11 protein-coding genes are annotated in these 10,990 nt (G+C 71.6%); 8 read left to right on the forward strand and 3 right to left on the reverse strand.

The window, feature by feature from the left end:
• Window positions 1-252: 252 nt before the first annotated feature.
• Both ACVDFE_RS22435 and ACVDFE_RS22440 read left to right on the forward strand, forming a co-directional pair.
• Window positions 253-1,032 (forward strand): bestrophin-like domain, encoded by a 780-nt coding sequence (locus ACVDFE_RS22435; protein ID WP_458431720.1) that lies wholly within the window; start codon window positions 253-255, stop codon window positions 1,030-1,032.
• A 54-nt stretch (window positions 1,033-1,086) separates the two neighbouring features.
• Window positions 1,087-1,827 carry a class I SAM-dependent DNA methyltransferase gene (locus ACVDFE_RS22440; protein WP_458431721.1) on the forward strand — a complete coding sequence of 247 codons (741 nt, stop codon included), beginning with the start codon at window positions 1,087-1,089 and terminating at the stop codon, window positions 1,825-1,827.
• Window positions 1,828-1,854: 27 nt separating this feature from the next.
• Here the strand turns inward: ACVDFE_RS22440 and ACVDFE_RS22445 are convergent, their stop codons facing one another.
• The gene (locus ACVDFE_RS22445) at window positions 1,855-2,559 is read right to left on the reverse strand and encodes a GntR family transcriptional regulator (RefSeq protein WP_360389679.1); all 705 of its coding nucleotides are present in this window, start codon (window positions 2,557-2,559) and stop codon (window positions 1,855-1,857) included.
• A 180-nt stretch (window positions 2,560-2,739) separates the two neighbouring features.
• On the opposite strand from ACVDFE_RS22445, the gene ACVDFE_RS22450 reads away from it, so the two are divergent.
• From ACVDFE_RS22450 to ACVDFE_RS22470, 5 genes are read left to right on the forward strand one after another with little or no spacing between them, the layout of a single operon-like run.
• Window positions 2,740-3,981 carry an extracellular solute-binding protein gene (locus ACVDFE_RS22450; protein WP_458431722.1) on the forward strand — a complete coding sequence of 414 codons (1,242 nt, stop codon included), beginning with the start codon at window positions 2,740-2,742 and terminating at the stop codon, window positions 3,979-3,981.
• A 26-nt stretch (window positions 3,982-4,007) separates the two neighbouring features.
• Window positions 4,008-4,928: a carbohydrate ABC transporter permease gene (locus ACVDFE_RS22455; protein ID WP_458431723.1), complete on the forward strand. Its 921-nt coding sequence runs from the start codon at window positions 4,008-4,010 to the stop codon at window positions 4,926-4,928.
• Entirely contained in the window at window positions 4,925-5,746 is an 822-nt protein-coding gene (locus ACVDFE_RS22460; protein WP_360389670.1) for a carbohydrate ABC transporter permease, read from the forward strand. The genes ACVDFE_RS22455 and ACVDFE_RS22460 overlap by 4 nt, the downstream gene beginning before the upstream one ends.
• Window positions 5,743-7,182: a beta-N-acetylhexosaminidase gene (locus ACVDFE_RS22465; RefSeq protein ID WP_458431724.1), complete on the forward strand. Its 1,440-nt coding sequence runs from the start codon at window positions 5,743-5,745 to the stop codon at window positions 7,180-7,182. Before ACVDFE_RS22460 ends, ACVDFE_RS22465 begins: the two co-directional genes overlap by 4 nt.
• A complete protein-coding gene (locus tag ACVDFE_RS22470) occupies window positions 7,179-8,555 on the forward strand; it encodes a cellulose binding domain-containing protein (RefSeq protein ID WP_458431725.1) in 1,377 nt (458 codons plus the stop codon). The genes ACVDFE_RS22465 and ACVDFE_RS22470 overlap by 4 nt, the downstream gene beginning before the upstream one ends.
• On the opposite strand, the gene ACVDFE_RS22475 is transcribed toward ACVDFE_RS22470, so the two are convergent.
• Complete coding sequence (locus tag ACVDFE_RS22475) at window positions 8,516-9,148, reverse strand: VOC family protein (RefSeq protein WP_360389662.1); 633 nt, start codon at window positions 9,146-9,148, stop codon at window positions 8,516-8,518. The genes ACVDFE_RS22470 and ACVDFE_RS22475 overlap by 40 nt on opposite strands.
• 11 nt (window positions 9,149-9,159) lie before the next feature.
• A complete protein-coding gene (locus ACVDFE_RS22480; protein ID WP_458431726.1) occupies window positions 9,160-10,176 on the reverse strand; it encodes a gamma-glutamylcyclotransferase in 1,017 nt (338 codons plus the stop codon).
• Between the two features lie 409 nt (window positions 10,177-10,585).
• Between ACVDFE_RS22480 and ACVDFE_RS22485 the strand changes: the two genes are divergently transcribed.
• Window positions 10,586-10,984 (forward strand): TOBE domain-containing protein, encoded by a 399-nt coding sequence (locus ACVDFE_RS22485; protein ID WP_360389658.1) that lies wholly within the window; start codon window positions 10,586-10,588, stop codon window positions 10,982-10,984.
• Window positions 10,985-10,990 lie beyond the last annotated feature (6 nt).

Raw genomic sequence — 10,990 nt, forward strand, 5'->3', positions numbered from 1 at the left:
GCCGGGAACGCGAGCACCGCGAACCTCACCGTCCGTAGAGGACTGAACGGCCTCGGTTCCCTGGTTCGGGTGGACAACCGCGTGCCGTCACCCGGACGGTTGACCCCGGAAGGCACCCAAACCGGCTCCCACCACTCGACCGGGTCGCAACCACCACCGCAAAGCGTGATTCGCGGGCCCCGTCCTGGCGGGCCGCCACCGGACTGTGCCCATGATGGACACCGCACTCCCGACAGCGAAGGACCCGGCCGCATGCTGATGATCCTCGCCATCACCGGCGTGGCGGTGGTGGTCACCGTGGTCGTGACCGTCCTGGTCGGACGGTCGAGGGACCACGAGCAGGCCGACGACCGCGACGCCGACTCGCGCGGCTTCCTCGGCGCGGTGCTGAGCGGGCTCTTCATCGTCGCGCTCGCCTTCTACACGGTGATCGTGTGGGAGGACGCCTCGTCGGTCGAGGACACCTCGTCCGCGGAGGCCGCCGCCATCGCCGACTCCTACTGGCAGACTGCGGTTCTCCCGCAGCCGCAGCGCGACCGCGTCCGCACGCTGCTGCGCGACTACGCCAAGTCCGTTGTGGACAACGAGTGGCCGCGGCTGGCCGAGGGAGCCACCGACGAGCGCACCGACCGCGTGCTCGACGCGCTGCACCTGGAGGTCGTCAGCCTCCCCGCGACGCCGGAGCAGGTGAAGAGCGCCAGGGACAGGATGGTCGAACGCGTCCGCGACATCCGCGACCAGCGCCGCGAACGGGTCGACGCCGCCCAGGGCCTGAGCACGACCGGACAGATCATGCTCGCCGCCACCCTGGTCGGTGCCGTCGCCATGATCGTGTTCCCGCTGCTCATGGGTTTCACGGCGCGGGCACGGCACGTCGTGCAGATCGCGATCACCGCGGGCGTCCTCGCCGCGGTGTGCGCGGTGTGCGTCGGCATGTCGCACCCGTACAAGGGGTGGCTGCAGGTCGGACCGGACGCGTTCGTGAGCGTCTTCGAAGAGCTGGACAAGATCCCGGCCGACAAGAACCCCTGAGCACCGGCGTAAATGCGTCGACAGCGCCCACGGTGCTCGGCAGAGTGGTTGCCCGTGACGAGCAGCGAACTGTGGAGCCGGGCCACCGCCGACCGCTACGACGCCGAGGAGACCGAAGCGTTCTCGGCTGCCGTCCTAGGGCCGGCGCTCGCCTTCCTCGCCGGCCTCGCCGGGGACGGCCGGGCACTGGAGTTCGCCATCGGCACCGGGCGGGTGGGCGTTCCGCTGCGGGAACGCGGCGTGCCGGTGGTGGGCATCGAACTGTCCGAGCACATGGCGGCGGTGCTGCGGCGCAAGGTCGACGAGGACGTGCTCCCGGTGGTCATCGGGGACATGGCCACCACCGTCGTCCCCGGTGAGTTCAGCCTGGTCTACCTGGTCTACAACACCATCACGAACCTGCTCACCCAGGACGAGCAGGTCGAGTGCTTCCGCAACGCCGCACGGCACCTGGGGCCCGGCGGCCGGTTCGTCATCGAGCTGGGGGTGCCGCCGCTGCGCTTCCTGCCGCCCGGTCAGGTCGCGGTGCCGTTCGACGTCTCCGAGCAGCACCTCGGCTTCGACACCTTCGACCTGGTCGAGCAGGTCCTCGTCTCGCACCACCTCACCCGCGACGGCGACGACGGCCGCTACCGCCGCGGCAGCTCCCGGCACCGGTACGCCTGGCCGGCGGAGCTCGACCTGATGGCCCGGATCGCCGGCCTCGAGCTGGAACGCCGAGTCGCGGACTGGGACGGGACCCCGTTCACCCAGGACTCCGCGAAGCACATCTCCGTGTGGCGCAAGCCGGTCTGAGACCGCGACAGCACCCTCCCGGAGGGCTCAGAACGTCAGGCGCGACACGATCCGGTACCGGTCGCCCCGGTAGATCGAGTGCACGTACTCGACGTTGCGGCTCTGGGCGTCCGTCGTCAGGCGTTCGAACAGCAGCGCGGGCGCCAGCACCGGCACGGCCAGCAGCGCGGCCTCGGTGTCGTTCGTGACGGTCGGCTCGATCGACTGCACGGCCTCGGTCACGTGCACGTCGTGCTCGCGCAGCCGTTCGTAGAAGTCACCGGACTCCATGTCGTGCAACGTCAGGCCCGGTGCGACCGCGACCGGCACGTGCAGGTGCTCGATCGCCATGGGCTCGCCGTCGACCAGCCGCAGCCGGGCGATGTAGTGGATCTCGGCGGCCGGGGAGACGTGCAGCCGGCGGCCGACGCGGGCGCCGGCGGGGATCTTGGCGTGCTCCAGCACGCGGCTCGACCACGTGCCGGAGGCGGCGGGCGCGGTCATGGCGTGCGAGTCGGACACCAGCTCCTGGGTGATCTTGGCGCGGGCCACGAACGTGCCGCGGCCGTGCTGGCGGACCAGCAGGCCGAGGTTGACGAGCTCCTCGACGGCGCTGCGGACCGTCGGCCGCGACACCGAGAGCTGCTGGCACAGCACGCGTTCGGCCGGGATCGGGGCGCCGGTCGGGTGCGTCTCGATCAGCTCCAGCAGGTGGTCGCGGACCCGCTCGCGCTTGAGGATCGGCTCTCCCATGGCACCTCCGCTGGCTGGGCGGCCAGTATTGCATACCACTGGTAAGTACCTGGTCCGTCGAAGATCGAGAGCGCTCTCACGCGTCTAACCAGGCTATTGACGTGCGAAGTGGTCTATGCCACTTTCTACCTCACCCATCGGACCTGACCAATTGGTCACATCACTCCGGAGAGGTGAGCCGTGCCGCGTCGCTCTGCCGCCCTGCTCGTGCTGGCTCTCGCGCTGTCCGCCTGCGGAACCTCCGGCGGGGGAGGTGGGGGCAGGGAGGAGATCACCGTCTGGCTGATGAAGGACACCGCGACCGACGAGTTCGTGCAGCGGTTCGAGACCGAGTTCGAACGCGAGCACACCGGGTTCGACGTCAAGGTCCAGATCCAGGAGTGGAACGGCATCACGCAGAAGGTGACCAGCGCGCTGGCCAGCACCGACCCGCCCGACGTGATCGAGGTCGGCAACACCCAGGTCGCGCAGTACGTGGCCAGCAAGGGCGTCACCGACCTGAGCGACAAGAAGGCCGAGCTGGGCGGTGACGACTGGGTCCCGGGTCTCGCCGAACCCGGCGCGGTGGACGGCAAGCAGTTCGGCGTCCCGTTCTACGCGGCCAACCGGGTGGTGATCTACCGCAAGGACCTCTTCGCCGCCGCGAACGTCACGCCGCCCACGACCCGCGCGGAGTGGCTGGAGACCACGCGCAAGCTCGACCAGGGCGACCAGCAGGGCATCTACCTGCCCGGCCAGAACTGGTACACCCTCGCCGGCTTCGTCTGGGACGAGGGCGGCGACCTCGCGCAGGAGTCGGGCGGCAGCTGGAAGGGTGCGCTCAACACCCCGCAGGCGTTGGCGGGCATGGACTTCTACAAGCAGCTCCAAGCACTCGGCGACGGTCCCAGGGACTCCGACGAAGCCAAGCCGCAGCAGACCGACGTCGTCGCCACCGGCAAGGTCGCCCAGTACATCGCGGCGCCCGGCTCGGCGAAGCTCGTCGCCAAGGCCAACCCGGCGCTCGCCGGCCAGCTCGGCTTCTTCCCGGTCCCCGGCAAGACCGCCGACCGGCCGGGCGCGGTGTTCACCGGCGGTTCCGACCTGATCATCCCGCTCGCGTCGAGCCGGCAGAGCGGTGCCTACGAGGTCGTCAAGGCGCTCGCGGGCGAGCAGTGGCAGGTCGAGCTCGCCAAGACGATGAACTACGTGCCGAACCGCAGGTCGCTCGCCACGAAGATCGGTGACGACCCCGGCACGACCGCCATGGCCAAGGGCGCGGCCAACGGGCACGCCACCCCGAACTCACCGAACTGGGCCGCCGTCGAGGCGCGCAACCCGATCAAGGAGTTCCAGACCGCCGTGCTGACCGGCACCGACCCGGCCACCGCCGCGGCGCGGGCCGACGCGGTGATCACCCAAGCCCTCAACTCGGGCAAGTAGTGGCGACGCTCGTGGCGGAACGGCCGGTGACAGCGGCCGCTCCACCCTCCCCGAAGCGCCGCAAGCGCGTGGTGCTGCCGTACCTGCTGATCGCGCCGACCGTGCTCACCACCGCGTACCTGCTGGTGTACCCGTTGGTGCGCAACGTGGTCATCTCGTTCCAGCGGTTCGGGCTGCCCGAGCTGGTGCGCGGTGACGCGCAGTTCGTCGGGTTCGCCAACTACGCCGAGGTGCTGGCCGACCCGGAGTTCTGGGCCGTGGTGCGCAGGACGCTGTGGTTCACCGCGGTCAACGTCGTGCTGATCATGGTGCTGTCCACGCTGGTCGCGTTGCTGCTGATGCGGCTGGGGAGGTGGTTGCGGCTGCTGGTGATGGGCGGGCTGGTGCTCACCTGGGCCACGCCGGTCATCGCGGCCACCACGGTGTTCCAGTGGCTCTTCCAGTCCCGGCTGGGCGTGGTCAACTGGCTGCTCGTCGCGCTCGGGTTCGAGCAGTACCGCGACTACACGTGGTTCGCCGACGGCGAGGCCACGTTCGGCATCCTCGTCGGCCTGGTCGTCTGGCAGTCCGTGCCGTTCGCCGCCTTGTCGTTGTACGCCGCGATGGTCACAGTGCCGACTGAACTGTACGAGTCGGCGCGGATCGACGGCGCCGGCGCGTGGCGGGTGTTCACCACGATCACCTTCCCGCTGCTGAGGGCGATGTTCGGCCTGGTCACGTGCCTGGAGGTGATCTGGGTGGCCAAGGCGTTCGTGCAGATCTGGGTGGTCAGCCAGGGCGGGCCCGGCCAGTCGACGACGACGCTGCCGGTGTACGCCTTCCAGGTCGCGCAGTCGTTGCAGCGCTACGACCTCGGCGCCGCGGTGTCGATGCTCATGGTGCTGCTGCTGGTGATCGCGCTGCTCGCGTACTTCCGCGTGCTCTACCGGCAGGAGCGGGAAGCATGACCGGGCGGGTGCTCAGGACGGTCGCGGCGCTCGTCGTGTTCGCCGTGGCGGTGTTCCCGGTGTACTGGATGGTGCTGACCGCGATCAAGCCGACGCGGGACATCCAGAGCGCGACACCGACGTTCCTGCCGGTGTCGGTCACGTTCGAGCACTTCGGCACCGCGGTCTCGGCGCAGGGCTTCTCCTCGTTCTGGCGCAACAGCCTGCTCGTGGCGGGCGGCGCGGTGCTGCTGGCGCTGCTGGTGGCCCTGCTCGCGGCCTACGCCGTGGCGCGGCTGCGGTGGCGGGGGCGGCGGGCGTTCGTTCTGATGGTGTTCATCGCGCAGATGACGCCGTGGGAGGCGTTGCTGATCCCGATCTACGTGATCGCCCGCGACACCGGCATGCTCGACACGCTCTGGATGCTCACGCTGGTCTACTTCATGATCACGCTGCCGTTCACGATCGTCACGCTGCGCGGGTTCCTCGCGGCCATCCCGCCGGACCTGGAGGAGGCGGCGCTGGTCGACGGCTGCTCGCGCGGGCAGGCGTTCCGGCGGGTGGTGTTCCCGCTGCTCGCACCGGGGTTGCTGGCGACCTCGCTGTTCGGGTTCATCACGGCGTGGAACGAGTTCGCGTTCGCCAACGTGCTGATCATCAAGGACCAGGACGACCGCACGCTGCCGGTGTGGCTGTCGTCGTTCCAGAACACCTTCGGCACCGACTGGGGCGCCACGATGGCCGCCTCGACGCTGTTCATGCTGCCGGTGCTGCTGATCTTCGTCGTGCTGCAGGGCCGGGTCACGACCGGCATCGTCGGGGGAGCGGTGAAGGGATGACACCAGTGCTCGTGCCACAGCCCATGCGCGTGGTCGCCAGGGGCAAGGGGTTCACGCTCACCGCGGAGACCGGGATCAGGCCCGCCCCCGGTGCGGAGGGCGCCGCGCGGCTGCTGCGCGCGGTGCTGCGACCGGCCACCGGGCTGCCGCTGCCCTCGACCGCCGACGGGCGGATCGTCGTGGCGCTGGACGAACGGCTCGTCGGGCTCGGTGCAGAAGGCTACGCGCTGACCGTCAACGAGCACGGCGTCCTGCTGCGCGCCGGCACGACCGCCGGCCTGGGGCACGGCGTCCAGACGATCCGGCAGCTGCTGCCACCGCAGGTCTACCGGTCCACGCGGGTGTCCGATGTGGACTGGGTGCTGCCGGGTGTGGACGTGCGGGACGTGCCGCGGCTGCCGTGGCGCGGGCTGATGCTCGACGTCGCACGGCACTTCCAGCCGGTGCACGTGCTGCGCCGGTTCGTCGACCTGATGGCCGTGCACAAGCTGAACGTCCTGCACCTGCACCTGACCGACGACCAGGGCTGGCGGCTGCCGGTGCCCGGCTACCCGCGGCTGACCGAGGTCGGCGGGTGGCGGCCGGAGACGAACGGCGACGGCGTCCCGCACGGCGGCAGCTACACGCGCGCCGAGCTGGAGGGGCTGGTGGCGCACGCGGCCGACCGCGGGGTGCGGATCGTGCCGGAGGTCGAGATGCCCGGTCACGCCCGTGCCGCCATCGCCGCCTACCCCGAGCTGGGTGACGGGCGGAACCTGCCGGTCTGGACCGGCTGGGGCATCAGCGACTCGGCGTTCAACCGGGACGCGGTGCGGTTCTGCCGGGACGTGCTCGCCGAGGTCGTTGACATCTTCCCCGGTCAGCACGTCCACATCGGCGGTGACGAGTGCCCGCTGCCGGAGGAGGAACGGGGCTGGTTCCTGCGCCAGGCTGTGGAGTTCCTGCTGGACAACGGCCGCACACCGGTCGCGTGGGAACCGACCGGCGACCCGCGGTCGGTCGTGATGCCGTGGCGCGACGCCGACCAGGCCGTGTCGGCGCTGCGGCGCGGCCAGGACGTCGTGATGGCGCCGCACACCTCGACCTACCTGGACTACCCGCAGTCCGACTCGCCCGGCGAACCACCGGGCCAGCCCGGTTTCGTGGTGACCGCGCAGGACGTCTACCACGTGCCGCTGCCCGAGGGCGTGCTCGGCGCCCAGTGCCAGCTCTGGACCGAGCACGTCCGCACCCGCCACCACCTGGAACACCAGGCCTTCCCCCGCCTGGCCGCCCTCGCCGACACGCTCTGGGCCGCCACACCGTCGTGGGAGGGCTTCGTGACCCGCATGCGGCCGCACAACGCCCGGCTCGCCGAGCTGGGCCTCCGTCCACTCCAGACCAGAGAGGAGCTCGTCTCCCGGTCCACCCCTGCCGTACCCAGGAGAGACTCGTGAAGAAACGCACCCTGACCGCACTCACCGCAGCCGCGCTGACGGTCGCGGGCCTCGCGACCGCGCCGTCGGCGTTCGCCGCCGACGCCCTCACCGCGCACCACCGCACCAGCGCCGCCGCCGCGTCCGTCGACCAGGTCGAACCGTGGCTGAAGGTCGTCAACACCGGCACCACCACCGTTCCGCTGTCCGAGGTGAAGGTCCGCTACTACTTCCAGTCCGACACCCCGGACGTCGGCTACCGGTTCGCCTGCTCGTGGGCCGTGCGCGGCTGCGGCAACGTCACCGGCCAGTTCGGCACCCTGTCCGGCGGCCCCGCCGACCGCTACCTGGAGGTCGGCTTCACCGCGGGCGCCGGCACGCTGAGCCCCGGCACCGACACCGGTGACCTGCAACTGCGGTTCTACCGCAGCAACTGGAGCCGGATCGTCCAGAGCGACGACTACTCCTACCGCGCCGACTCGACCTACTCGGCGTGGAACCGGGTGACCGTGCACCGCGGCGGCACCCTGCTGTGGGGCACCCCGCCCGGCGGCACCGGCCCGACGACGAGCACGACGACCACCACGCCGTCCAACCCCGGCAGCGGTCCCGCGCTCTTCGACGACTTCAACTACTCGAGCTCCGGCGACAGCCGCATCGCCCAGCGCGGCTGGACCGTGCGCTCCGGCGGTGGCGGCCCCGGCGTGCCCGGTGCCACCTGGGACCCGTCGCGGGTGACGTTCCCGACCGTGGGCGGCCAGAAGGTCATGCGCCTGGACTCGTGGAACAACGGCTCGGCCGCCGCGCAGACCGAGGTGTTCCACCAGCGCAAGTTCTTCGAGGGCACCTACGCCGCGCGCGTGAAGTTCTCCGACGCCCCCGTGTTCGGCCCGGACGGCGACCACGTGGTGCAGACGTTCTTCACCATCACGCCGCTGAACGCGCCGATGGACCCGAACTACGGCGAGCTCGACTTCGAGTACCTGCCCAACGGCGGCTGGGGCGAACCGGCCAACATCATGTACGAGACGACCTGGGAGACCTACCAGAACGAGCCGTGGGTGGCCGACAACGTCCACACCGAGCAGCGGCAGAGCTGGGCGGGCTGGCACGACCTCGTGATCCAGGTCGGCGGCGGCCGGGTGAAGTACTTCATCGACGGCACGCAGGTCGCCGACCACGGTGACAGGTACTACCCGGAGACGCCGATGTCGATCAACTTCAACCTGTGGTTCATCTCCGGCGGCCTGGTCGGCAGCGGTGCGGAGCGGGCCTACCAGCAGGAGGTCGACTGGGTGTACTTCGCGAAGGACCGCGTTCTCTCGCCCGCGCAGGTGACGTCCGCGGTGAACGGCTACCGCGGCTCCGGCGTGGACCACGTCGACAACGTGTGAGTGCCCCCGGGCCCGGAGATCCGCGCTGTCAGCGCGGGCTCCGGGCCCTTCGCCGTCTCCACGTCGGCTTGCAGCGCGCGCAGCTGCGGTGTGATGTCGTCGGGGTGTTCGACGTGGAAGTGCCGCAGCTCCAGGCCTTGCGGAGCGGTGGTCGCGGGGGACGGGGTGGTGCCCCAGCTGATCAGGAACGGGATCACACCGCCCCGCAGCGCGTTCGTGGTGAGGCGCCAGGTGACCAGGCCGCCCTCCGGAGTGCGCCGCTGGCCGTCGATGACGGGTCCGGGGTCGTGGCCGTTCGCCGCCGCGTGGTCCCGCGCCGCGTCGATGTCGTCGGTGGCGAGGGCCCAGCCGACGAGACCGGGCCCGGTCATGCCGTCCACGCCGAACGGCCGGGGCAGGGCCGGCTCGGGTTGCGCCGGGTCGGGGGCGATGAGCTCCAGGTAGGTGTGCGGGCCGAGGGCGAGCAACCGGTTGTGGGTGCCCATGCCGACGTGCTGCCCGCCGCCGGCGGCGCGGACGCCGAAGAGCCGCTCGAACTCGTCGACCCCGGCCTCCAGGTCCGGGACCGCGTACACCAGGTGGTCGATCCGCACGAGCGCCTCCTTCAGTCCGTCTTGGCGAGGTATGCCCACGCGGGGCCGGAACCGAGCGCCACGAGCACGCGCCGGTAGTCGTCGACCTCGTACACGTCCGCCGCGGCCAGCTCCTCGGCGGTGACGGTCAGTACGGTGCCCTTGGTGGTGTCGGCGGGGTCGCCGGTGCGGCGGACGATCGGGTGCCGGTCGGTGCCGCTGACCGCGACCACGTCCGGGTCGGTGATCGTGACCCAGTCCTGCCGGTGGCCGGGCAGCACGTCCGGTTCGCCCGCGAGCACCCGGCCGAAGCGTTCGCGTTGCACCGCCTCCAGCTGCAGGGTGCCGTAGGAGAACAGCCGGGCGGTGGCGCCGGCCGGGCCGCCGATGCGGCGCAGCACGGGGTGCGCGACGTCGTCGTTGCCGACCACGACGGTGGCCCTGCCGACGGGGTTTGCCTCGGCGAGGTACCGGCGGCTCGCGGCGTGGTAGCGGTGCTCGAACGTGTGCGCCGCCTCCGCCGCGCCGCCCAGCAGTTCGGCGTCCCGCCGGGTGCCGCGGGTCTTGGCGACCTCGAACGCCGTGTCGACGAAGACGACCTCGTCCCAGGTCAGGTCGCGTTGCAGGAAGCTGCCGTCCACGACGAGGACGAGGTCGTCGGCGGCGGTCAGCGGCGGTTCGTCGACCGGGGTGTCGGCGCGCAGGTCGAGGATGCGCTCGCGGTAGCGGCGGTCACCACCGGGACCGAGCGGGCCGAGGACCTCGCGGGCGACCGCGGCGAAGTCGTAGGCGTCGGCGTAGTAGCCGTCCGCGGAGTCGCGGCCCCGCCGGTGGCGGTGGGCGCGCGGGTGGTGGAAGCCGTCCATGGACAGGTGGGCGGCGGGACGGCCCCGCTCGGCGACGGCGGCGGTGAGCTCGCGGGCCAGGGTGGTCTTGCCGGCCGCGGTGACGCCGTCGACGGCGACGCGCAGCGGGTGTCCGGGGTCCCGGCTCGCGAGGTGGTCGGCGATCCGGGCCACGACCCTGGCCCGCGCCGTGGAAGTGATCATGGGATCAGGGTACGGGCGGGGGGTGAGCGGGACGCGGGGTGCCAGGGGTGCGCCTGGGAGCGGGACGCGGGCGCGCTGGGGGTGTTCGGGGGTGCGGGGCGGGCTGGGCTGAGCGGGACGCGGGGTGCGGGGGCGCTGGGGCGGGCGGGATTGCGGGACGCGGGTGCGCCGGGGGTGTGCGGGGGTGCGGGCGCGCTGGGCTGAGCGAGACGCGGGGTGTGCGGGGGTGCGGGCGCGCTGGGGCGCGCGGGATTGCGGGACGCGGGTGCACCGGCAAGCAGGTGCGGTGGCTGGCGGGGGCAGGACGCGCGGTGGTGCGCCGGACGGGCGAGCACCCGGCGGTGTGTTCCGCAGAAGCCGCAATCGCGTGGCCCTTGTGTCCGCAGGCGCGGGACATAGGATGCGCATCATGCCGAATCTGCGGATCACCGAGGCCGCCGCCCTCCTGGGCGTCAGCGACGACACCGTGCGCCGGTGGGTCGACCAGGGGCGGCTCGCGGCCACCGTGGCCGAGAACGGGCGCAAGGCGATCGACGGCAAGGAGCTCGCGGCGTTCGCGCAGCGGGTGGCCGAGGGCACCGAGGCGGGGACGACGGTGGCGGCGTCGGCGCGCAACCGGATGCGGGGAATCGTGACGCGCGTGCTCAAGGACGGTGTGATGGCGCAGGTCGAGATGCAGGCGGGGCCGTTCCGGGTCGTGTCGCTCATGAGCAGGGAGGCCGCGGACGAGCTCGGCCTCGAGGCCGGGAGCGTGGCGGTCGCGTCGATCAAGTCCACCCACGTCGTCGTCGAGATCCCGGAGGCCTGACCGTGC

It is taken from the genome of Lentzea chajnantorensis (assembly GCF_054300775.1).